This is a genomic window from Pseudomonas sp. VEM90 (genome assembly GCF_054611535.1).
Genome location: NZ_JBTRAR010000011.1, coordinates 150,380 through 168,661, shown reverse-complemented (window position 1 = coordinate 168,661; position 18,282 = coordinate 150,380). Strand labels below are relative to the sequence as shown.

The window sequence follows — 18,282 nt, the reverse complement described above, 5'->3', positions numbered from 1 at the left end:
CTCCTCGCGATCCGGGCGAGTGGTACCGGCCAGAACCTTGAGGTTGGGCGCCGTTGGCTTCCGTCCTCGGGTCATTTTTCAACCTTCAATTTTCAAATGCTAATTTTGACGGCGCGAAAGAATGGTTTCGGGCGCGGTCTAGAAGCAAAAGGCCCCAGACTTTTTCCCTCCCCCCACCTCAGCAGCGAGATTCAGTCTCATTTCGTCGTTCTTGGTCATTTTTTGAGCCATGCGTGCGCGCTCGGGATCAGGTGCGCCGGGCGTTGCCGAAGCCACCATCCTCTGCCGCCGTCTTGCGCGAGTGGTGCGTTCGGCACAGGCCCTGCCAGTTCGATCTGGACCAGAACAGGTCCTTGTCACCACGGTGAGGGACGATGTGATCCAGCTCAGTGGCAGGCTCTACTCTTCCCTCTCGCTGGCAATGCACGCAAAGCGGATGCTTGCGCAGGTAGCCAGCGCGGGCCTGCTGCCACCTGTACCCGTAGCCGCGCTCGGTGCTGGTTTGTCGCGTCTCTGGTGGCTTGTGCTTGGCCGTAGTCGGCGCATGAGGCTTGTGCGTGCCAGGCCTTACCGGCATGGCGTGCCGTCCAGGTAGGTGCGCGCCTCGTCGTCCAGGTCAGCACCCTGGTCATCAGCCAGCGCTTCGATCAGGGCCAGGTTCTGGGTTGCGATCTGCTCGAGCAGGCCGGTCTGCTTCTTCTGCTCGGCCAGCATCTGCACCAGCAAGGAGACCGCGTGCTCGTTCATATGCCACCTTCGTCCACTTCATCATTCGTTCGCGCCGGGCGGCACATCCAATGCAGGCCATCACATGCCACGCCGGGTCAGTCCGTAGACCTCCAAGGCGCCTGCGATATTCTTGCCTTCGGCCTGACTGATGGTGTTGACCACCTCCACGCAAGCAGCGGTGTTGGGCTCCATGCGAATGGTGATGGATGTGACTTTCGATGGGTCCAGCCCAAGCACTTGGCAGACGGTCTGGCCAAGCTCCTGCCCAAGGATCAGGGGTTTCTTTTCCATGGTGATTCCTCGCGCCACGAAACGGCACTCTCTGATTTTGTGGCGCTGATTACTCGGGTTTGCGGCCCGGCAGCTTGAAGTCGGTAACGCGATCAGCAATCGCACGAACTTTCTCCACCCCAAGGAGGCCAACCCACCCACCAACGAAGGCAGCCATGCTCTGTGGCAGGCCGAAGAACTCGAAGCCACTGATGATTGTCAGGGTCAGGCCGCCGCAGATAGCACCCTCCACCAGCATTTGCCGGCGAGTGCCACCACCGTAGGTGATGCGCAGTACAGCCATGGCGCAGGACAGGCCAGCCGCGTACAGCAGGGGCGAATGCTGGCTCAACCACGCAAGGGCAACTGCCCAGGTGTCTGGTTTGTCTGGCATGTTGGACATCCGGGTTCCTCCCTTGCGGGAAGCAGAAAAAGAAAAGGCCCGCCGTAATGGCGAGCCCTTGAAATGGTTGAAGCGAGTCTGATCGCTTAACGCATAGAGTCGAGCAAATCGTGCCCGCTCCAAGTTAGCTGGAAGTTGATCTCATCGGCCTGGTCAGAATACGGCTCAGTCTCCGTCTTCACTACAAAGCCACCAGTTTCCAATATATTCAGCTGATAGACGATCTGCTCATTGAGATCCTCTTCAGCTTCACCACTGTCCCACACTCCGCGATTTGTGCCGACCTCCTGCATGATCTCAAGCAGCGTCGGCCCGCAATCGTTGACGGTGATCTCGATGAACTGCAGCACCTCATGCACCAGCTTTAAGTCACGCTTCATGGTTAGCCTCAAATCCTGCCTTGGATGATGGCTGAGTCTAGCCGGGGATACGGGCAATAAAAACCCCGACACAATGGCCGGGGTTTCTATGCTCGCGTGCGTCACCTTTTTACGCACCGAACCGCAGGTTATTAAGTTACGCGGTCACTCGGTCACTGTCAAGCGGCGGATTGCAGCAAAAGACCATGCTCCTCGAGCAAACCCTCGACAACGACGTGGGCCTCATTCACACGATCGTCCAGCCAGCGCATGGTCACTGCTCTCCAGCGCCGAAGCGTTCGGTCTGGAGTTCCTTCAGCGTCCCAGCTATGCAGCACATAGAACGACGCCGGTAGCCCGCGACGGCGCTCAGGCACCATCCAGGCCATAACACACTTCATCTTGAACAGGTGGTGCGCCGGGCTCACCACGCGCGGGGTCAGGTATCTGGCAGCCTCCTGTACCTCGGCCTCATTGATTGAGTACTTCCCAGCCAGTGCATGCCACTGCACATCTGGCAGCATTCGCTTGAGCATGGATCGGGTCATGGCGTCCTGGGTGGTCCGCTCTTCCGGGGAAAGCCCGTCATCGATCCGCTCAGTCAGCAACTCATCATCGGCGGTGGCTTTGTAGCGGTTCTGCCATGCCGGCTTGGCCGTGCCGTCATGGATCTCGATCGACATAACACGGCTGATGCAGTGTCCAGCGTCCTTATATACGGTCATGCAGCCCTCCGGATTCGGCGAGGTGGCGGATTGTCGTCCAGACCCAACAGGTTGCGCAGCAGCTTGTCAGCGGCGGCGTTCTTCGTGTTGCCCTCGGCAACCCAGCGCTTGCAGTACTCCCCGAATTCTATGTCGATCCGGGTGGCGTGCCAGCTGGCGACCATGTCCAGCAGCGCGGCCATGGCGTGTGGGCCGGCCTTCTCCTCAGCCAGATGCTGGCCAGCGATCTTCAGGAACTTGCGCTCATGCTCCTGGAGGCTCTTGCGCGGCAGTGCCGCAGTTACCTTACTCATGGCCGTCCCCCGGCTTGGATTCTTGATTAAACATCCTCCCTTGGGATGGATGCTGTGAGGTGCTGCAACCCGCGCCCGTATTGGCGTCAGCGGTTGCAGGTCCAGTTTTCTGTCCCGGCAATGTCTCGGTGTGAATGGCGGCGAAACCCTGCCCATCGAGGTGCTTGTGCCAGGCCTCCAGCGCCTGACGCTTCAGCCCTTCGGCCGTGGTGTGGATGTAGGTGGCGTCCAGATCCTTCATGGCGTGATTCAGCAGCAGCTCGCCCACCATGTAATCCACCCCGAGGTCGGTCCACGCCGTGCGGGCCACCTTGCGCAGGTCGTGGCTTGACCACTCGCCCTTGGCCAGATCGGTGAACAAGGTGTTGGCCTTGCTCGGGCTCAGCGGTGCACCTTGGCTGCCCGGGAACAACAGCAGGCCGGTGTAACCCTGGGCTGCCTGCAGGCGCCGGTACCGGCGCAGCAGTGCGCAAGCCTGGGTGGTCAGCGGCAGGGTGTGTTCGGCCTTCGTCTTCGTGTCACCCGCCGGAATGAACCAGCGGCCCGCTTCAAGGTTGACGTTGCGCCAGCGCGCCAGCCGGGTCTCGCCCAGCCGCGAACCGTGGCACAGCATCATCAAAGCCAGCATGCAGCCCGCCGGCTCCACCTCGAAGCGTTCGGCGACCACCTCCAGCAGGCCCGGCACATCATCCCCACGCAGTCGCGCAGGTCGCGGCCTGATCCGGGTCCGCACGAAGTCGGTGAACTTCAATGAGGCCATGGGGTTGGCGGGCAGCATGTCCAGACGCAGGGCCTGGCGGAACGCGACCGAAAGCACGCCGTAGACCGAACGCACGAAGGACAGGGCATAGCGTTCCTGCAGCGGCCACATCAGGCGCTGGTCGATCGCCTGCTTGTTGGTCTCGGCCAATAGCAGATCCCCAAGGCGCGGCACCAGGTGGCGGTCCAGCGCCGACTTGGCACTGGCCTTGCGCTTGGCGGACAGGCCTCGATCACGGTTCATCCGGTCGCGGTACCACGCCAGCACGTCGCCCACCGTGGCCCAGCTGGTGGTGGTGGACTTGGCGTCGGCATCGGCGGCACGGCGGGCCAGGATTGCCGGCAGCGTGGCCAGCATGGTCTTGGTGTTGATCCCTGGGTAATCGCCTGCCTTGCCCCAGCGCCCGCGCACCACGACGTGCCAGGCGCCGCGGGAGCGGTCCACGGTAGAGAAGCGGAACCGCAGCTCACGATGTCGGGTATCGCGCAGCTGGAAGACCTCGCCGGCAGCGTGGCGACGGATCTCCGCATCGCTGAGGGTGACGGTCAGGGTCTTAGAATCGCTCATTGCCAGCCCCCTTGTAGCGTTGGGCGTAGCTGCCACGCCCGGCCTCGACCTCGTCGTCGCTGGGCAGCGAGCCGGAGAAGTTGGCAAAACGCCCATACTGGCCTTCCTGCTGGACGATGCAGCTGCCCACCCGGGCGTGACGGCACTTGGTCATCAGGATTTCGGTGAGGCCGTTCTGGCCCTCTTCCGTGTCCATGTCACGGTGCACCATCAGGATGCAGCTGGCGTCAGCCTCGATCTCGCCGGAGTCGCGCAAGTCGCTGGACTGGGGCTTCTTGCCGGGGCGCTTGGTCGAGTCGCGGTTCAGCTGGGCCAGCTCAATAACCGGGATACCCATTTCCTTGGCCAGTTGGAGCAGGGCCTTGCTGATCTTGCCCACTTCCTCAGTGCGAGAACGGCCGCCGCGCTCAAGGCGAACCAGAGTCAGGTAATCGACAACGATCCCGGCCAGGCCATGCTCGCGCTGGCACTGCCGTGCAGTGGCGCGAATGGTGGCCGGGGTCTGCACTGGGTCGTCGCAGACAAAGAGAGGGGCATCCAGCGCCTGGGCCACCGCTCCGCCCATGCGCGCCCAATCGTCATCGCCCATCTTGGCGGGGTTATCCAGCTTATGCAGCGCAACCCCACCCAGCGAAGCGATGGCGCGAAGCCCAAGTTCTTCACCCGGCATTTCGATGGAGAACACCAACCACGGCTTCCGCACCTTGACGGCGTTGTGCTGGGCGATCTGCAGGGCCAGGGTGGTTTTGCCGCTACCCGGCAGCCCAGCGATCACGGTTACTTTCTTCGGGCGGATGCCCTGGACCAGTTCATCCAGATCCCCCAGGCCAGTGGCCGGCCAAGCCGGGGCATTGCCATTCAGCTTGTCATCCACCATCTGGGCCGCGTCCCCCATCCAAGCGTCAAGGCGCTTGAAACCCTTGGTTTCGCCGTCGAGATCTCGAAGGTCAGCCATAGCCTGCTGGGCTGCAGCGATGACCTCGCCCGTGGGGACGCCAGCCTGCACCATCTCTTGTGCCCCGCCCGCCACGTCCAGAATGCGGCGGATCACGCCCCACTCCTTGACGTGCTTGGCGTAGGCCTTCCAGTTGGCCAGTGAGGGAACCTTGCTGGCCAGTTCAGCGGCATAGGCCATGACGTTGTCGCCACCCGGGAGCAGGCGCTGAACAGCGCCCAAGGTCACCGGGTCGATGGGCATGGCTTGCTCGCGGCACTCCAGCATGGCCTCGAATAAGGCCGCATTGTCGGCGTGGTAGAAGTCGGCGGAGGTCATCTGGCCGAGCATGTCTTCGACCAGGCCTGCGTCCTGCCGCAGCGAAGCATGGATGACCGCGCCAAGCACGCCGTGCTCGGCCTCGTCACTATAGAGCGCCCTCATGCCGCCGCCCTCATCGAGGACCAGGTGAAGCCAACCTGCTGACCACCGTTCTGCCGCAGGCGGTCGAGGGCACGATCACCAATGTAGGACTTGAGGCCCTCGGCATTCAGGTTGCTGATCACCACTGTCGGCAGTACCGCCTGGTACCGGCGGTCGATGATGCTGTGTAGCATGCCCAGCTCGTACTCGCTGCCCTTCTGGGCGCCAACCTCATCGATCACCAGTAGATCCAGGCTGCCAAGGTGGACCGCTACATCGCGGTCGGTGTAGCCCGAGCCGGGCACCATCGAGGCGCGGGCGATACTCACGATGTCCCCGGCCGGGATGATCAGCGCACGGCATTGATCGGCCACCACCGCGCGGACGATAGCGCTGGCCAGGTGAGTCTTACCGCAACCGACGTTGCCGGTCAGCAGCAGGGACCGGCCCGCCCGGAAGTTGGCCGGGAACTGCTCGGCATAGGCCTGGCACTTGGCCAGAGCCCTGTGCTGCGGCTCCGTCTCGGCGCGGTAGCTGTCGAAGGTGGCGCCAGCAAAGCGCGGGGTGATCCCGGCAGCGATCAGCGCTTCGCTGGCTTTCTCGACCTTGTGCTGGGCAGTGGCCAGGGCGCGTTCTGCCGAGTCGCGGGGGCTGGTATGCAAGGCCTCCCAAGCGCAGCGCTTGCAGCCACGCGCCAGCATCGAGCCGTCCAGCTGCTCGACTTCGCTCATATCGACGCGACCATGCACCGGGCACTCGCCGGAGAAGATGCGCTTGGCCGGGGTACGGTGGAACAGATCAGAAATTTGGGCGGCCATCGTGGCTCTCCTGGTACATGTCATCGGTGTGCTGCGGGAGGTTGTTGAATGCGCCAGGCCGGCCTGGTCGCGCGCCAGCGTTTGCCGTCGCCTCTGGGTAAACATCGGTCCAACAGCTGACGGTGGACTTGTCGAGGACCGCATCAGCGTTCTGGTGCCCTTCCAGCTTCTTGGCAATCAGGTCACAAGCGCGCTTGGTCAGCGGTGCACGTTTTGCCTTGCGCATCTCGCAGAAATCGGCCCAAGCGCGATCAGAGCAGTTCTCCGGCTTGACCATTAGAGGGTCAAAGGATTCTTTTGCCTTCCGCTTCCTTTTGCCATCACCAGAGGCGCCTGCGCCTTCTTTACGGTTATGGGTGGTTAATTGGTGGTTAATTGATGGTTCGGGTGCATGCTGTGCACCCCGTTCTGTCGTGGCGTGCACCCCGTTGTGTTCTGGGGTGCGCCCCGGTACGTCTTGGCGTGCACCGGGTGCATGCTGTGCACCCCGCTCCATAGCGATGTCGTAGCACACCGGAATGCGGTCGCGCTGGGTGATGTAGGCAGCGGGAATCGCTTGGTTGCCCCGGCGGATCGCTCCCTTCTGCTCTAGGTCTCGAAGCCGATACTGGACAGTGCGAGGGCTCAGGCCGGTATCGACTGCAAGACGAGCCACCGAAGGGAACGCGGCGCGCCCATCCTGATCGGCATAGTTGGCCAGGCACAGCAGGACGTGGCGGGCGTGCGGTTCGCCAACCTCCTGCTGCTCTAGGGCCCAGGTCATTGCTTGAACGCTCATGGATTCAAATCTCCAACTCGGCGGTCACCCGCCGGACAAACTGGTCGTAGCTCTCGGCCATCTGGAAACCCTGAAGCTCCAGCGCCTCGCGATAAGCCTTCGCGCTTCCGTACAGCACCCAACGCTCGCGCTCTGGTAGGCCTCGGAAGGCGGCATAGCTTGGCCAAGGGCCGGTGATGATCGACGCGCCAGCGCGCTGCCGGAGCGCCTGGGCATGGATTGGGGTCGTGGTCATTGGAGGGTCTCCGATGAGGGACCGGTGATGGCCGGAAGAGAAGCACTCACATCCTGCGCAGCACTGCCAGCAAGCCGGGAAATCAGTTGGCTGTATGCGTTCAAGGCGTCAACCGAGTGGGCTCTCGCCAGGTCTAGCTCAACCAGCTGAGGGCAATTCCCGTTGATGAGCTCACCGACACGCCTGATGTAGTTGAATCCAGCCTGCGCCAGCTCCAGATCGGCCAGGCCGGCAAAAGCAGACGCGGGCAACGGCTTGAGCTCAGGCGGGCGGATAGGGATCGGTAGCGAACTGATCACCTCTCCCGCCAACAGCGCCTGGCGCTGCTTCTCCAGGTGATCAGCAGAAACAGTCTGCACGGCATGGCCAGTCCGCCTACGGAAGAGCACCGCCAGCGCCATGCATGCCTCAATAAGGCTGACGTGCGTTTCGTCGCGCTCATGGATCTTGACGCCCTCCTCCACCACCTCGATGGCGTTGGCGACGGTCTCGAAGCACGTCATCAGCAGGGCAGCATCGGCGAACTTCTCGAAGAAGGCTTCGTCGATCACCTCAGCTGCGGGGGCGGCGGGGAAATTGATAACGTTGCTCATGCAGCACCTCCCACATCTTTTGCATCATGGAAGGCAGCCGCGTTGCGGTGAGGCCACATAAAGTTTCGCGTGTCGAAAACGACGCGCTCAAACAGGCGCTCAAGTTCGCCGGCTACAGGATTGTCGAATCCCCCGAGCGAGGGCACGACATGTGCCCAGTACAAGGCTTTGATCAACTTGAATGATTCGCGCGCTTCGTTGAAACGCGCTATATCCGCTGCGGTGAGGGTCACGTCGTTAACGATCTCACCATGCAAACCATCTGGATTCCACGCGGGGACAATATGGTTCATTGTGGGATCTCCAAGTCCGTAGCCATCTGACAAAACTCTCGGTGAGCCGCCCAGGCGATTACTCGCATGGAGCGGATGATGCCGTCCTCGCCGCGTTCGCCGATCATTGCTGGGTGTTCGCCTGGGGCGCTGTCCTTGAAGCCGCCGTTGTGCTCAAGCACCTCGGCGAGGATCGCCAGCAGCTCAAGCCCCTCCTCTACGCGCTTGGCGGGGGAAGAAAACTTGGTCATGGGATGGCTCATTCCGACACCCCCGCGCCACGAACCGGAGATGCAAGGTTTTGTGGCGCGAAGTCTTCGGCCTGCTCGACAGGTCCAACCCCGGAGTCGATCAGCGCTCTCGCTTGGCCAACCAATGCGCGGATCGCAAAAGCCAAGTTACAGCTTGCATTGGCCTGGATGAGCTGGCCGAGCAGGTCTTCTGCTGCGCTCAGATTGGCACTTGCAAAGTTGAACGCCTCAGAGCAGCTGATCCCAGGCACCGTCGAGAAGAAGAACTCATCGCCGTTCTGGTTGAACTTTGTCGCCATGGTCACGAGCAGGCCCGCTTGCGTTGGCGGTGCCTCAGTGATATTTTTCGGGTGCATCTCGTCCTCCTACAGAACGAAGATTCAAAAAGTCCCTGCCAGGGGACTGGTTAAGAAGCCCGGCCTGCGAAGCCGGGTTTTCTGCTTTCTGGGCTAAGCCAAATGCAGAAACTGGTGGGGCCGCTCGGTTAAGCCGGCTTTCCGGTGTCTGTGCTAGTCATTGAAATTTCCCCCCTGCCTTCCAAGCTCTCACAGAAAAAGTCGAAATCAAGGCCTGGCGACTGATCTGGCTTGAAATCAATTTTGCCCTGCCTTTCCGCGCTATGAATTTCTTGCCCATGACAGCTTTCCCTGAGGTATCGATATGGCATGAGGGGCATTCATTGGGAGGCCTGCACGGCACTGGATGGATTAACAGCAGATTCGTTGGTCTGCGCTTGATGGCTCTTGGCTGGTACCTTTTGATCCAAGCTCGGGAGCGATTCCGCCAGCGAGGGACGAATGCTTGAAGCGGCGAAACGCCCATGAGTTTTGGCCTGAATGATCAGCGCCATATCAGCAGAGCAGCCATGGACGCCCCGCACCCAACCGCTGACAGTGCCTTGCGTCACGCCAAGCGCTTTCGCTGTTGCCACCTGGCCGCCAAAAAACTTGACCAGGTCATTGAAGATTTCATTCATGGGCTTAACGCCGAATAGAGGTATGCCTTTACTGTATTTTAGAGGCATACCTTTTTGCAAGGAAAAAGGCTAACCATTAGATTGGTGCGTTATGGAACTCAAAGATCGACTCAAACACGCCCGCCGCCTGAAAGGGCTTACCCAGACCGAGCTGGCCGAAAGGGCTGGCATCGCGCAAGCCTCAATCTCGGAAATCGAGAGAGGGCTCTCCCGATCCAGTAGCCACCTGGTGAAGATCGCCCAGATCTGTGGGGTTGACGCGCTATGGTTGGCGGAGGGAGTGGGTAGCATCCCCGCCCCAACCGAGCCTGGCTACGCTCTCGTCGGTGAGGAGATACAGAAGCTCTCGGCTGCTGACATGGTCAGGCAGATGCTGGCAAAAACGGGCTCGGGCCTGTCGGAAGAGGCGCGCAATCGCCTACTCCAAGCTGCCGAAGAGACCGATTCACACCCTGGCGACGGCTCTGCAAAGGTGGGTTCTACTCGTGGCTCCGCTGGCGATATGATCCGAATTGCACACTATGACGTGCGAGGAGCAATGGGTGGAGGCCAAGTAACGCACGACTACCCGGAGATGCTCAGAGACGTTCGCGTCAGCTTGAGCCACCTACGGGAACTGGGGCTTGACTTCAAAGAGCCACATCACCTGAAGCTCGTCACTGGCTGGGGTCAATCAATGGCTCCAACCATCAAGGATCGCGATCCATTGATTGTCGACGTGACTGTTCGCGACTTCATCGGCGATGGAGTGTATTTCATCTCTTGGGGTGGGCATGAGTACATCAAGCGCCTCCAAGTCGCGGACGATGAGCATTACGAGATGATCTCCGACAACCCTAAACATAAGGATCGGATGATCCGCAAAGAGGAGACCTACATCCAGGCAAAGGTCCTATACGTCTGGAATGGCAACCTTCTGTAGCGCGCCGAGCAAGGGCACAGCGCGCAATTGCCGCCCTTAAAACGGGGCGGCGACCTCCTCTTCGGCTTCTGCCTCCTCCATCGCCAAGGTGGAGGTCTGCTCTTCGTCGGCCTCCCACTGAAGCGTCACGCTTCCATCATCGCTGAAGGTCATTTCTATTCCTGGGGTCTCAGCGATCATGCTCATGACCTCCTCCCAACTCTGATCGCTATCAGTATCAAGCTGGTGAATTGTGACCCATCTCTGGGTCTGAGCTATCGGGTGGTTGATCATCGAAGAAACCCTCAAGACCAAGCGCTCCATGCCTGTCATCTCCGTGCGCTGCTCTGCCGCTTGTTTTTTTTGCTTGGCCACAACCCTCTCCTGATAACTGTATATCCATACAGCAAAGGGTACCCAAGCGATACCGTATGAGGGAAGTGTCGCGAAAAAATAAAGGCATACCTGTTGACAGAAAAATAAAGGGAAACCATTATTTGCGTATCAACTCACTCGCACGGAGCGAAGAACATGAACGCACTGACTTTCGGTAACTGGACTGGCAGCCTTGGGCTGGGCTTGGCAGAACGCGAGCTCCAGTGCGTCATGGCTGTGGCATGCGGGATGACCAGCAAAGAAGCCGCCCGTGAGCTGGGCGTAGCCAAGGACACTATCGACAAGCGCTTGCTTGCTGCCAGCACCAAACTCGGTGTGATCAAGCGTGCGCAACTCGTGGCAGAAGCAATGCGGAGAGGCCTGATTTCCCCGATGGTCGTGACCATTTGCGCTGTGTTGGTTGGACATTCCGTATCCAGCACTGACGAATTCACACGCGTACGCCGTCAAGGCGAACGTAAGATTGAAACCCGTATAGCAACCCGACGCGCTGAGTGCGCCTTGGCGGTGGCGTGACGCTGCCAGCCTGACCTGATCCAACCCTGATTTTGCGAAAGCCAACAAACGCGGCAGGCCACCGGCTTGCCTGAAAAAGGAGTTTGACCATGTTGATTTTGACGCGCCGCGTAGGCGAAACCATCCGCATCAACAACGATATCGCTGTCACCATTCTCGGCGTGAAGGGCATGCAAACCCGAGTCGGGGTCGAAGCCCCGGCCGGAGTGCCCGTGCATCGCCAGGAAATCTTCGAGCGCATTCGTGCTCAGGGCGACCATCTTCCATCCACAGCGCCAAGCTCCGAGACCGCGCCAGCATCAGTCGATCCTCGCGACCTGTCGATCGGCGCCAGCGAGGGCGACCTGCAGGCCAGGCTGGCGGAACGTGAGGCCCAACTGCAGGAGGCCGACGTACTGCTGCGCGAGGCGATCGCCTACATCAACGACGATCTGGTCAACGTCGAGTATCGCGACCTGCTCCTAGCCCGGATCGACCGGCTCCTTGATCGTGACCAGGTGCAGCAGACGGAAAAGCCTCGAGATCAGGAGCCATGAGCCAGGCCGGCCTGCTCTTACTGCTGTGGGATGCCCTGCAGCAGCGCGACACCACCTTTGGCCAGGTCCTCGACCTGTCTGCCGCCTGCGGCCTGGACGGGCGACGAGTTCTGGCCGACCACTTTCGGAGCAGAGCGTGACTAAGCGCGGGCCGGTCAAGCGCTGGACTGAGGCGGAGGATGCACTCCTTCGCCAGCTGTATCCCAACAAAACCAACAAGGAGCTTTGCCTGCTTTTGCCAGGGCGGACGAAGACAGCCATCACGTTGAGGGCAGCCCAGTTTGGACTGGTTAAGACCGATGCCCACAGGTCGGAAACGCATCGCCGAATCCTGCTTGCCAGGCTGGAGGCCAAAGGGGGTCAGATTGGCCAAGATCCAATGCCAGTAGGCGCCACCCACCGCAAGGGTCGGTACACGCTGATCAAGGTAGCTCAGCCCGACGTGTGGAAGCCGCTTCATACCTACACCTGGGAGCAAGCCAACGGACCCGTTCCAGAGGGGATGGTTGTAGCAGCCAAAGACGGCGACGTGCAGAACACGGACTTGGCCAACCTATGCCTGCGCACACGTGCCGAGCACCAGCTGCGCAACAACCATCACTACAAAGGTTTGCCGGAAGAGATCGTAGACATCCTCCACCTGCAGAACGAACTGAAAAAAGAGATCAAGAGGAAGACTAGGAATGAAAAATAAGCTCAGTGACCTTCGCGACCACCTCTTCGCTCAGCTTGAAGCGGTGCGTGAAGCCGACGACGACAGTCTGGCCAAAGAGGTTCAGCGTGCCCAGTCAGTATCGGATATCAGCCGCGTTCTTATTGAAAGCGCAAAGGTTGAGATTGACTACTTCCGCCACATTGGCGGCGAGAACTCAGCCAGCACGTTCATCGAATCGAAACCAGCCCTGCCGCCGGCAAAAAGGACCTGACGTGACAGATCAACGTGACAACCAAAACCTGACGCGTCAGGTGGAGTAAGGCAATGCGCTACATGACCGTCAGAAAGTTTGCCAGTGAGTCTGGCTACACCGAGGACGCGATCCGCTCAAAGATCCGCGACGGGATCTGGCGGCTTGGTGAAATTTGGCTAAAGGCGCCGGATGGCCGGACGCTTATTGACATGGAAGGATATGAATCATGGGTAGAGGCGGGAGCGGTGTCAGGGCAGTCTCAGACTCGAGCATCGAGATCACGTTCATGTTCCGGGGTGTTAGGTGCCGCGAGCGCGTCCCGCTTAAGCCCACCGCCACTAATCTGAAGAAGGCCCAGCAGCACAAGGCAGCGATCGAGCATGCGATCGCCCAGGGGACGTTCGACTATGCCGTCACGTTCCCTGGCTCGCCCAGGGCCTCCAAGTTCGCACCCGAGACCAGTCAGGAAACGGTGGGTGGGTTTCTCACCAGGTGGCTGGCCGCCAAGCAAAAGCACATATCGAGCAGCACCTTCGAGGGCTACAGGAAGATTGTCGAGCTTCGACTGGTGCCAGCGCTCGGTCATCACCTGGTGGTGGACTTCAAACGGAAGCTGGTGCGTGACTGGCTGGATGACCTGCAGGTCGGCAACAAGACACTGAGCAACATCCAGAGCTGCCTCCGGTCTGCACTCAATGATGCCGTCGATGAGGAGTTGCTAGATATCAACCCGCTGGCCGGGTGGACCTACGCCAGGAAGGAAGCTCCGCCGAAGGATGACGATGTGGACCCGTTCTTGCCTGAGGAGCAGCAAGCGATCCTAGCGGCCTTGAACGGCCAGGCCAAGAACATGGTGCAGTTCGCGCTGTGGACTGGCCTGCGGACAAGCGAGCTGGTGGCCCTGGATTGGGGTGATGTGGACTGGGTACGGGGGGAAGTGCTGATCAGCCGGGCAATGACCCAGGCTGCAGGTGGAGAGGCCGAGGTGACCAAGACGGCTGCCGGCCGGCGGTCAGTGAAGTTGCTGCGCCCTGCCCTCGAAGCGCTAACGGCGCAGAAGGCATACACGTTCTTGGCTGACAAAGAAGTATTCCAAAACCCACGCACCCTTGAGCGCTGGACTGGCGATCAGCCGATCCGCAAGACCATGTGGCACCCCGCGATGAAGAAGGCAGGTGTTCGGTACCGGCGCCCCTACCAGACTCGCCACACCTACGCTTCGATGATGCTCTCGGCCGGGGAGCATCCGATGTGGGTGGCGAAGCAGATGGGGCACAGCGACTGGACGATGATTGCACGGGTCTATGGCCGATGGATGCCTACGGCGGATACTGTCGCAGGGGAAAAAGCCGTTCAGATGTGGACATCTGATGGGAAGGTCGACAACATCGAAAAAAATCAACAACAGGTGAAGGGATGAACACTGTCGCGCCCGTAGGGCTCCCGCAGCGAATACTAGATTTCTGCAAAAAAATCTCATCAGAGAACCCGATTATATTGGACGTTACGCCTGAGTCGTTCAGCCAGATAGGAGAGTGTTTCGATAACGTCGCAACCAAGGCTCGAAACGAAGGTGGTGAAGCTGTTCACGGATGGCTGATATGGGACTGGCCTGGGGTGTTTACCGAGGCCGAATTTCACGCAGTATGGAAATCCAAGGACGGTGTTATTCGCGACGTAACGCCCACCCATGACGGTGACAAGCAGGTCGTATTTTTGCCCGACCCATCACTCATCTTCCAAGGGCGAAGAGTCGACAGTATTCGAGTTCCCGCCAGCGATAATAAAATAGTTGGCGATTTCATTAAGTTATGCGAAGCAAATCATTTGCGGTTTGGCCAAGTCAGGAACGGTGCGCAACTCGAAGGTCAGGAAGCGCATCTGTACACAAGTTTCGCCCAAGCAAAAGAGTTTATTATGGGCGCCATCATAAACGGAGCTAACAGAAACGCATTGTGCGCATGCGGCAGTGGTGAAAGGTACAAACGATGCCACGAAAAAAAGCTTCATCAGCTGACGGCGGCGCTTATCGGAAAATGACAGCTTAATGCCAGCTTCTGCTCTGGAGAGCTGGAGAAGCAAGGCCTAGACGCGGGTTCAAATCCCCCCGGCTCCACCAAATCCAAAGAAGAAGACGCCCTCGGGCGTCTTTTTTTGTGCCTGGCATTTGGGCGCTGCGGGTCGTAAAAATCGGATTTAACCCCTTTCTTGTAGGGCGTTTCCCAAACCGCATCGAAGCCGGCATTCCTTGCCAAAACGCCCGCGAATAGGCCTCGGAACTGATGGGCTATGAATAGGGTAGGCAACGCGTTGAGATCAGCAATTTGACTCACCAAAGCGCAGTCGCCCTCACCCCACCAGCGACAATCCCCTACCCACCCCACCACGCGGCAGATCCTCGAGCCCGTCGATACCATTGGCCAGGTACCGACTACGCCACTTGAACACCACCGGCGCGGTAACGTTCAGCCGCAAGCTGACCTCCTTCGGTGTCAGTCCACTGTCCAGCAACAGCAGAATCGAGGCCCGGGTAACGCTGCGATAGGGCATTCGCCCGGAGCGAGCAGTCTTCCTCAGATGTGCGCGGTCGTCATCCGACAGCAGGAATTCCAGTGCCTTCCTGGCCATGCAGCCTCCTGGTTACATTCAAAACGGTTCATTTGCTGGCCGACGCCATCAGCATGCCAAAACAGAAGAAAGTGACGCCCGAAAGCTTGCCGACAATCCGAGCGCCGCGGTTGGTCGACAACCAGCCCCTGGCGCCGTTGGCCACCAGCGCATAGCCGGTGTGCACCAGCACCACCAGCAGGGCGTAGGACGACACCAGTATGAAGAACTGGCTGTAGTAGCTGTCCTGCGCACGGATGAACTGCGGGAAAACCGCCAGGAAGAAAAACCCTGCCTTGGGGTTGAGCAACTGGATCGACAGCGCCTCGACAAAACGGCGCCAGGGTTGCGTGGCGGTCACTGTGAGCTCAGAGATAAAGCGCTGCGTGCGCCACATCTTGACCCCCAGGTACAGCAGGTACAGGGCACCAACATACTTGAGCACGGTGAACGCCATCGCAGAGGTCGCTAGGATCAACCCGACACTGCTGGCCGAGAGTCCGGCGACGATGAAGGCGCCCAGGGCGATACCGAGGATCCCGGGCAGCGCGCCACTCCATCCATGGCGCAGGGCGTTGGAAAGTGTCAGCACCACTCCGGGGCCAGGGCTGAGTACGGTAAGCGTCGCGAGAATGAGGAACAGTCCATAACTAGCCATGCAGCATGCCTCCTGGCAGCAGGTTCAACAACGTCCGCGCCGCCCAGAGCAGGTATTGCCCCGGCAGCCGGGTGAACAGCAGGCCGGCACCGACCACATAGAGGTACGGTTGCAAGCCTTGATAACGCCTCTACCCCCGCTCGCCACACAGCGCCTGAATACAGGTGGCGCCATCCAGCGGCTGCATCGACAGCAACAGATACAGCAGGACATCGCCGGGCAGGCACAAGCCAAGTATCACGACGGCGCGCAGCGAATCCCGATCGGCAGCTTGGGTGGTGTTCACAGACACGGGGCGGTGGCCAGGGCAGAAAGAGCGGCCCTCAGGGTGGCGCGAAGCGCGACTGCTGACAAACGCTTTAATTGCGCCTTTGATGTGACTAAATTAGACAGATGATCGCCGACCTCCCGCCCTTGAACGCCGTCCGAGCCTTTTCCTCGGCTGCGCGTCACCAGAGCTTCAGCCGTGCCGCCGAAGAGCTGCACGTTACCCACAGCGCCGTCAGCCGCCATATCCGGCTGCTCGAGGAACACCTGGGGGTGGTGCTGTTCGAACGCCGCAACCGGCAATCGCTGCTGACCCCGATCGGCCAGGCCTATTTCGAACAGATCAGCCAGGGCCTGGCGCAGATCGCCAACGCCACCAACGCCCTGACCCGCGGCAGTGCGCCGCGCAAGGTAATGATCAATGTCCGACCGTCTTTCGCGGTGCGCTGGCTGATCCCGCGCCTGCCCGATTTCATGGCGCAGCATCCGGACATCCAGCCTGAGGTGGTCACCAGCACCCTGGCCCCGGACCAGTCACGGGAAGCCTTCGATGTGGTGGTACGCCGTGGCAGCTCGGGCTGGGCGGCCAACGTGGAACCGCACGTCCTGCTCGAGGACGACATGCTGCTGGTCGCCGCACCCGCCCTGCTGCAGGCGATACCGGTAGTTGCACCGAGCGATGTGCTGCGCCATACCCTGCTCTCGGGCCGCACCCGCAGTGGCGACTGGGCGGCCTGGTGCAAACTGGCCGGTGTCAGCCAGCCGCAGCGCCAGCCAAGTCTGCAGTTCGACCACATGCACCTGGTGCTGCAGGCCGCCGTCGATGGACTTGGCGTGGCGCTGTGTCCGGCCTCGCTGCTGGGCAAAGACCTGGCCACCGGTCGCCTGCACAGCCCACTGCCACACCTGCGCCTGCCACTGACCCGTTACTACTACGGCGTATCCCAGGATGCGGTCGCCGAGACCCAGGTGTTCATCGACTGGATGTTCTCGCAATTCAGCCCGGGCAGCGACCCGTTGCCGTTATGAGCGCCACTGACCCGCAGCGCGCCGTCCTGCACCGGTAACGGCGCATCGAGAAGACACCTGCAGTGTTATCGAAGGGGACCTCGGGCGTCTTTTTTTGTGCCTGGCAGTTGGCGCTGCGGGTCGAAAAAATCGGATTTAACCCCTTTCTTGTAGGGCGTTTCCCAAAGATACTGCCTGCGCCTGTTTTCCGTTGCACATGTTAAATATGGTCTCTAGTCTCGACGTGTCGTTGGCATTCAACGACCGGGTTTAGCCGCCCGCTATCGTCAGACAACACAGCCGTGCAATTCCGAGCAATCGGCATTGGCGCTTTATGGCGGCTGTGCGTGGGGCACCTTCGGGTGCGCCGGGTGCCTGACGTCCCGGTCGGCTAACCCGCGTACAGTTGCCACCTTACTGTTTAGCCGCGGTGGGTGGTTGCTTCACTACGACAGGAGCCACGCCATGCTGAAGATAGTCCCCGACCCACCCCATCACCTCCACTCCCTGGAAGACACGATCATGATGGCCTCGGACTACGCGCTCTGCGCAGAAGCCGTAGCCCAGCAGGCAATTCTGATGCAGCCCAAGTCACCCGCATCGGTGTTGATCATGGCCTCGATGCACGAGCTTGAAACCCTGCGGCGATTACTCGAATCCGCGCTGACGCAAATACAGCAAACAGCCAACCCGCAACCTATGCATTGATTCGCAGACCGAGCGGAAAACTGTGGGAGCCCGGCTTACCGGCGCATCAGCACAACCAGGGAAACTGAACAATGACAACCGAAGACACCCAATGCACAGTCGGTAAAACCATCTTCTTTCAAGGTGAAAACCAGACCCACCCACTGTTCCGTATCGAAGCAGGCATTCCTTGTCAAAACGCCCGCGAACAGGCCTCGGAACTGATGGGCTACGCGCGGGACCTGACCATCGACGGGCTGATGGAAGACAAGCCAAAACTGATCTGGGCGGCGCACTACCTCTGTGCTTTGGGCAAAGCGCTACTGGATGATGCAGAACTCGGCATGATGCGTTGAATCACGCCCCGCGATGCTTAAAGGGGTCAGCGTCAGCCGCTTGGTCCCCTGTTACT

At 60.2% G+C, this 18,282-nt stretch carries 31 protein-coding genes and 2 pseudogenes; 11 read left to right on the top strand and 22 right to left on the bottom strand.

Going from position 1 to position 18,282, the window contains the following annotated elements:
- Positions 1 to 247: 247 nt before the first annotated feature.
- From ACYCCG_RS13140 to ACYCCG_RS13060, 17 genes are all read right to left on the bottom strand, one after another.
- Positions 248 to 577 carry an HNH endonuclease gene (locus ACYCCG_RS13140; protein ID WP_459670700.1) on the bottom strand — a complete coding sequence of 110 codons (330 nt, stop codon included), beginning with the start codon at positions 575 to 577 and terminating at the stop codon, positions 248 to 250.
- The gene (locus ACYCCG_RS13135) at positions 568 to 747 is read right to left on the bottom strand and encodes a hypothetical protein (RefSeq protein WP_277836233.1); all 180 of its coding nucleotides are present in this window, start codon (positions 745 to 747) and stop codon (positions 568 to 570) included. The genes ACYCCG_RS13140 and ACYCCG_RS13135 overlap by 10 nt, the downstream gene beginning before the upstream one ends.
- A gap of 60 nt (positions 748 to 807) precedes the next feature.
- On the bottom strand, positions 808 to 1,020 hold the full coding sequence (locus ACYCCG_RS13130) for a hypothetical protein (protein ID WP_459670698.1): 213 nt from the start codon (positions 1,018 to 1,020) through the stop codon (positions 808 to 810).
- 49 nt (positions 1,021 to 1,069) lie between these two features.
- Positions 1,070 to 1,402: a phage holin, lambda family gene (locus tag ACYCCG_RS13125; protein WP_459670696.1), complete on the bottom strand. Its 333-nt coding sequence runs from the start codon at positions 1,400 to 1,402 to the stop codon at positions 1,070 to 1,072.
- Between the two features lie 86 nt (positions 1,403 to 1,488).
- Positions 1,489 to 1,782 carry a DUF2513 domain-containing protein gene (locus tag ACYCCG_RS13120; RefSeq protein ID WP_459670694.1) on the bottom strand — a complete coding sequence of 98 codons (294 nt, stop codon included), beginning with the start codon at positions 1,780 to 1,782 and terminating at the stop codon, positions 1,489 to 1,491.
- A gap of 158 nt (positions 1,783 to 1,940) precedes the next feature.
- On the bottom strand, positions 1,941 to 2,486 hold the full coding sequence (locus ACYCCG_RS13115) for a hypothetical protein (RefSeq protein ID WP_459670693.1): 546 nt from the start codon (positions 2,484 to 2,486) through the stop codon (positions 1,941 to 1,943).
- On the bottom strand, positions 2,483 to 2,779 hold the full coding sequence (locus ACYCCG_RS13110) for a hypothetical protein (protein ID WP_459670691.1): 297 nt from the start codon (positions 2,777 to 2,779) through the stop codon (positions 2,483 to 2,485). Before ACYCCG_RS13110 ends, ACYCCG_RS13115 begins: the two co-directional genes overlap by 4 nt.
- Positions 2,772 to 4,106, bottom strand: a complete 1,335-nt coding sequence (locus ACYCCG_RS13105) for a tyrosine-type recombinase/integrase (protein WP_459670689.1) — start codon at positions 4,104 to 4,106, stop codon at positions 2,772 to 2,774. The genes ACYCCG_RS13110 and ACYCCG_RS13105 overlap by 8 nt, the downstream gene beginning before the upstream one ends.
- Positions 4,093 to 5,484, bottom strand: coding sequence for a replicative DNA helicase (locus ACYCCG_RS13100; RefSeq protein ID WP_459670688.1), 1,392 nt, complete (start codon positions 5,482 to 5,484; stop codon positions 4,093 to 4,095). Before ACYCCG_RS13100 ends, ACYCCG_RS13105 begins: the two co-directional genes overlap by 14 nt.
- On the bottom strand, positions 5,481 to 6,281 hold the full coding sequence (locus tag ACYCCG_RS13095; protein WP_459670686.1) for an ATP-binding protein: 801 nt from the start codon (positions 6,279 to 6,281) through the stop codon (positions 5,481 to 5,483). The genes ACYCCG_RS13100 and ACYCCG_RS13095 overlap by 4 nt, the downstream gene beginning before the upstream one ends.
- Positions 6,262 to 7,059, bottom strand: a complete 798-nt coding sequence (locus ACYCCG_RS13090) for a helix-turn-helix domain-containing protein (protein WP_459670684.1) — start codon at positions 7,057 to 7,059, stop codon at positions 6,262 to 6,264. Before ACYCCG_RS13090 ends, ACYCCG_RS13095 begins: the two co-directional genes overlap by 20 nt.
- Before the next feature lie 4 nt (positions 7,060 to 7,063).
- Positions 7,064 to 7,294, bottom strand: coding sequence for a hypothetical protein (locus tag ACYCCG_RS13085; protein ID WP_392545499.1), 231 nt, complete (start codon positions 7,292 to 7,294; stop codon positions 7,064 to 7,066).
- Positions 7,291 to 7,887, bottom strand: a complete 597-nt coding sequence (locus ACYCCG_RS13080) for a hypothetical protein (RefSeq protein ID WP_227696364.1) — start codon at positions 7,885 to 7,887, stop codon at positions 7,291 to 7,293. The genes ACYCCG_RS13085 and ACYCCG_RS13080 overlap by 4 nt, the downstream gene beginning before the upstream one ends.
- Complete coding sequence (locus tag ACYCCG_RS13075; RefSeq protein ID WP_392545498.1) at positions 7,884 to 8,180, bottom strand: hypothetical protein; 297 nt, start codon at positions 8,178 to 8,180, stop codon at positions 7,884 to 7,886. Before ACYCCG_RS13075 ends, ACYCCG_RS13080 begins: the two co-directional genes overlap by 4 nt.
- Positions 8,177 to 8,410, bottom strand: coding sequence for a hypothetical protein (locus tag ACYCCG_RS13070; protein WP_392545497.1), 234 nt, complete (start codon positions 8,408 to 8,410; stop codon positions 8,177 to 8,179). Before ACYCCG_RS13070 ends, ACYCCG_RS13075 begins: the two co-directional genes overlap by 4 nt.
- Before the next feature lie 8 nt (positions 8,411 to 8,418).
- Positions 8,419 to 8,766, bottom strand: a complete 348-nt coding sequence (locus ACYCCG_RS13065; RefSeq protein ID WP_459670682.1) for a hypothetical protein — start codon at positions 8,764 to 8,766, stop codon at positions 8,419 to 8,421.
- Positions 8,767 to 9,086: 320 nt separating this feature from the next.
- A complete protein-coding gene (locus tag ACYCCG_RS13060; protein WP_392545495.1) occupies positions 9,087 to 9,386 on the bottom strand; it encodes a Cro/CI family transcriptional regulator in 300 nt (99 codons plus the stop codon).
- 91 nt (positions 9,387 to 9,477) lie between these two features.
- Here ACYCCG_RS13060 and ACYCCG_RS13055 point away from each other — a divergent pair, with 91 nt between their 5' ends.
- The gene (locus ACYCCG_RS13055) at positions 9,478 to 10,308 is read left to right on the top strand and encodes an XRE family transcriptional regulator (RefSeq protein ID WP_392545494.1); all 831 of its coding nucleotides are present in this window, start codon (positions 9,478 to 9,480) and stop codon (positions 10,306 to 10,308) included.
- A gap of 36 nt (positions 10,309 to 10,344) precedes the next feature.
- Here the strand turns inward: ACYCCG_RS13055 and ACYCCG_RS13050 are convergent, their stop codons facing one another.
- Positions 10,345 to 10,662 carry a DUF1654 domain-containing protein gene (locus ACYCCG_RS13050; RefSeq protein WP_392545493.1) on the bottom strand — a complete coding sequence of 106 codons (318 nt, stop codon included), beginning with the start codon at positions 10,660 to 10,662 and terminating at the stop codon, positions 10,345 to 10,347.
- Positions 10,663 to 10,818: 156 nt separating this feature from the next.
- On the opposite strand from ACYCCG_RS13050, the gene ACYCCG_RS13045 reads away from it, so the two are divergent.
- The 7 genes and pseudogenes from ACYCCG_RS13045 to ACYCCG_RS13015 all read left to right on the top strand — a co-directional run bounded on the left by ACYCCG_RS13045 (position 10,819) and on the right by ACYCCG_RS13015 (position 14,683).
- Positions 10,819 to 11,199, top strand: a complete 381-nt coding sequence (locus ACYCCG_RS13045; RefSeq protein WP_368805468.1) for a LuxR C-terminal-related transcriptional regulator — start codon at positions 10,819 to 10,821, stop codon at positions 11,197 to 11,199.
- Between the two features lie 89 nt (positions 11,200 to 11,288).
- A pseudogene (gene csrA / locus ACYCCG_RS13040) lies at positions 11,289 to 11,468 on the top strand (carbon storage regulator CsrA); the annotation flags it as partial.
- 263 nt (positions 11,469 to 11,731) lie between these two features.
- Positions 11,732 to 11,875 carry a hypothetical protein gene (locus ACYCCG_RS13035; RefSeq protein ID WP_392545492.1) on the top strand — a complete coding sequence of 48 codons (144 nt, stop codon included), beginning with the start codon at positions 11,732 to 11,734 and terminating at the stop codon, positions 11,873 to 11,875.
- Positions 11,872 to 12,429 carry an HNH endonuclease signature motif containing protein gene (locus tag ACYCCG_RS13030; protein WP_459670679.1) on the top strand — a complete coding sequence of 186 codons (558 nt, stop codon included), beginning with the start codon at positions 11,872 to 11,874 and terminating at the stop codon, positions 12,427 to 12,429. The genes ACYCCG_RS13035 and ACYCCG_RS13030 overlap by 4 nt, the downstream gene beginning before the upstream one ends.
- Positions 12,419 to 12,661: a hypothetical protein gene (locus tag ACYCCG_RS13025; RefSeq protein WP_114941952.1), complete on the top strand. Its 243-nt coding sequence runs from the start codon at positions 12,419 to 12,421 to the stop codon at positions 12,659 to 12,661. The genes ACYCCG_RS13030 and ACYCCG_RS13025 overlap by 11 nt, the downstream gene beginning before the upstream one ends.
- 208 nt (positions 12,662 to 12,869) lie before the next feature.
- Entirely contained in the window at positions 12,870 to 14,063 is a 1,194-nt protein-coding gene (locus tag ACYCCG_RS13020; protein ID WP_459670677.1) for a tyrosine-type recombinase/integrase, read from the top strand.
- Positions 14,060 to 14,683, top strand: coding sequence for a YecA family protein (locus ACYCCG_RS13015; RefSeq protein WP_459670676.1), 624 nt, complete (start codon positions 14,060 to 14,062; stop codon positions 14,681 to 14,683). Before ACYCCG_RS13020 ends, ACYCCG_RS13015 begins: the two co-directional genes overlap by 4 nt.
- Before the next feature lie 339 nt (positions 14,684 to 15,022).
- Here ACYCCG_RS13015 and ACYCCG_RS13010 read toward each other — a convergent pair.
- The 4 genes and pseudogenes from ACYCCG_RS13010 to ACYCCG_RS12995 form a co-directional block, all read right to left on the bottom strand.
- Positions 15,023 to 15,172 (bottom strand): annotated as a pseudogene (locus ACYCCG_RS13010) (helix-turn-helix domain-containing protein); the annotation flags it as partial.
- A gap of 127 nt (positions 15,173 to 15,299) precedes the next feature.
- Positions 15,300 to 15,908: a LysE family translocator gene (locus ACYCCG_RS13005; RefSeq protein WP_041167081.1), complete on the bottom strand. Its 609-nt coding sequence runs from the start codon at positions 15,906 to 15,908 to the stop codon at positions 15,300 to 15,302.
- Positions 15,901 to 16,023: a hypothetical protein gene (locus ACYCCG_RS13000; protein ID WP_459670673.1), complete on the bottom strand. Its 123-nt coding sequence runs from the start codon at positions 16,021 to 16,023 to the stop codon at positions 15,901 to 15,903. The genes ACYCCG_RS13005 and ACYCCG_RS13000 overlap by 8 nt, the downstream gene beginning before the upstream one ends.
- 15 nt (positions 16,024 to 16,038) lie before the next feature.
- A complete protein-coding gene (locus ACYCCG_RS12995) occupies positions 16,039 to 16,200 on the bottom strand; it encodes a hypothetical protein (RefSeq protein WP_459670672.1) in 162 nt (53 codons plus the stop codon).
- A gap of 101 nt (positions 16,201 to 16,301) precedes the next feature.
- Here ACYCCG_RS12995 and gcvA point away from each other — a divergent pair, with 101 nt between their 5' ends.
- The 3 genes from gcvA (at position 16,302) to ACYCCG_RS12980 (ending at position 18,226) form a co-directional block, all read left to right on the top strand.
- Entirely contained in the window at positions 16,302 to 17,204 is a 903-nt protein-coding gene (gene gcvA, locus ACYCCG_RS12990) for a transcriptional regulator GcvA (RefSeq protein ID WP_459670670.1), read from the top strand.
- Between the two features lie 444 nt (positions 17,205 to 17,648).
- On the top strand, positions 17,649 to 17,891 hold the full coding sequence (locus ACYCCG_RS12985) for a hypothetical protein (RefSeq protein ID WP_003249899.1): 243 nt from the start codon (positions 17,649 to 17,651) through the stop codon (positions 17,889 to 17,891).
- Positions 17,892 to 17,962: 71 nt separating this feature from the next.
- The gene (locus ACYCCG_RS12980) at positions 17,963 to 18,226 is read left to right on the top strand and encodes a DUF3077 domain-containing protein (protein WP_003249898.1); all 264 of its coding nucleotides are present in this window, start codon (positions 17,963 to 17,965) and stop codon (positions 18,224 to 18,226) included.
- The last annotated feature ends 56 nt before the right edge of the window (positions 18,227 to 18,282 follow it).

Excerpts from the sequence above, each read along its gene's own strand:
- ACYCCG_RS13095 (WP_459670686.1), bottom strand. The coding sequence starts at position 6,281 with ATGGCCGCCCAAATTTCTGATCTGTTCCACCGTACCCCGGCCAAGCGC.
- ACYCCG_RS13125 (WP_459670696.1), bottom strand. The coding sequence starts at position 1,402 with ATGTCCAACATGCCAGACAAACCAGACACCTGGGCAGTTGCCCTTGCG.
- ACYCCG_RS13045 (WP_368805468.1), top strand. The coding sequence starts at position 10,819 with ATGAACGCACTGACTTTCGGTAACTGGACTGGCAGCCTTGGGCTGGGC.
- ACYCCG_RS13140 (WP_459670700.1), bottom strand. The coding sequence starts at position 577 with ATGCCGGTAAGGCCTGGCACGCACAAGCCTCATGCGCCGACTACGGCC.
- gcvA (WP_459670670.1), top strand. The coding sequence starts at position 16,302 with ATGATCGCCGACCTCCCGCCCTTGAACGCCGTCCGAGCCTTTTCCTCG.
- ACYCCG_RS13060 (WP_392545495.1), bottom strand. The coding sequence starts at position 9,386 with ATGAATGAAATCTTCAATGACCTGGTCAAGTTTTTTGGCGGCCAGGTG.
- ACYCCG_RS13020 (WP_459670677.1), top strand. The coding sequence starts at position 12,870 with ATGGGTAGAGGCGGGAGCGGTGTCAGGGCAGTCTCAGACTCGAGCATC.
- ACYCCG_RS13070 (WP_392545497.1), bottom strand. The coding sequence starts at position 8,410 with ATGACCAAGTTTTCTTCCCCCGCCAAGCGCGTAGAGGAGGGGCTTGAG.
- ACYCCG_RS13015 (WP_459670676.1), top strand. The coding sequence starts at position 14,060 with ATGAACACTGTCGCGCCCGTAGGGCTCCCGCAGCGAATACTAGATTTC.
- ACYCCG_RS13005 (WP_041167081.1), bottom strand. The coding sequence starts at position 15,908 with ATGGCTAGTTATGGACTGTTCCTCATTCTCGCGACGCTTACCGTACTC.
- ACYCCG_RS13025 (WP_114941952.1), top strand. The coding sequence starts at position 12,419 with ATGAAAAATAAGCTCAGTGACCTTCGCGACCACCTCTTCGCTCAGCTT.
- ACYCCG_RS13080 (WP_227696364.1), bottom strand. The coding sequence starts at position 7,887 with ATGAGCAACGTTATCAATTTCCCCGCCGCCCCCGCAGCTGAGGTGATC.
- ACYCCG_RS13035 (WP_392545492.1), top strand. The coding sequence starts at position 11,732 with ATGAGCCAGGCCGGCCTGCTCTTACTGCTGTGGGATGCCCTGCAGCAG.
- ACYCCG_RS13055 (WP_392545494.1), top strand. The coding sequence starts at position 9,478 with ATGGAACTCAAAGATCGACTCAAACACGCCCGCCGCCTGAAAGGGCTT.
- ACYCCG_RS13130 (WP_459670698.1), bottom strand. The coding sequence starts at position 1,020 with ATGGAAAAGAAACCCCTGATCCTTGGGCAGGAGCTTGGCCAGACCGTC.
- ACYCCG_RS13090 (WP_459670684.1), bottom strand. The coding sequence starts at position 7,059 with ATGAGCGTTCAAGCAATGACCTGGGCCCTAGAGCAGCAGGAGGTTGGC.
- ACYCCG_RS13135 (WP_277836233.1), bottom strand. The coding sequence starts at position 747 with ATGAACGAGCACGCGGTCTCCTTGCTGGTGCAGATGCTGGCCGAGCAG.
- ACYCCG_RS13105 (WP_459670689.1), bottom strand. The coding sequence starts at position 4,106 with ATGAGCGATTCTAAGACCCTGACCGTCACCCTCAGCGATGCGGAGATC.
- ACYCCG_RS13110 (WP_459670691.1), bottom strand. The coding sequence starts at position 2,779 with ATGAGTAAGGTAACTGCGGCACTGCCGCGCAAGAGCCTCCAGGAGCAT.
- ACYCCG_RS13075 (WP_392545498.1), bottom strand. The coding sequence starts at position 8,180 with ATGAACCATATTGTCCCCGCGTGGAATCCAGATGGTTTGCATGGTGAG.
- ACYCCG_RS13120 (WP_459670694.1), bottom strand. The coding sequence starts at position 1,782 with ATGAAGCGTGACTTAAAGCTGGTGCATGAGGTGCTGCAGTTCATCGAG.
- ACYCCG_RS12985 (WP_003249899.1), top strand. The coding sequence starts at position 17,649 with ATGCTGAAGATAGTCCCCGACCCACCCCATCACCTCCACTCCCTGGAA.
- ACYCCG_RS13100 (WP_459670688.1), bottom strand. The coding sequence starts at position 5,484 with ATGAGGGCGCTCTATAGTGACGAGGCCGAGCACGGCGTGCTTGGCGCG.
- ACYCCG_RS13085 (WP_392545499.1), bottom strand. The coding sequence starts at position 7,294 with ATGACCACGACCCCAATCCATGCCCAGGCGCTCCGGCAGCGCGCTGGC.
- ACYCCG_RS13115 (WP_459670693.1), bottom strand. The coding sequence starts at position 2,486 with ATGACCGTATATAAGGACGCTGGACACTGCATCAGCCGTGTTATGTCG.
- ACYCCG_RS12980 (WP_003249898.1), top strand. The coding sequence starts at position 17,963 with ATGACAACCGAAGACACCCAATGCACAGTCGGTAAAACCATCTTCTTT.
- ACYCCG_RS13065 (WP_459670682.1), bottom strand. The coding sequence starts at position 8,766 with ATGCACCCGAAAAATATCACTGAGGCACCGCCAACGCAAGCGGGCCTG.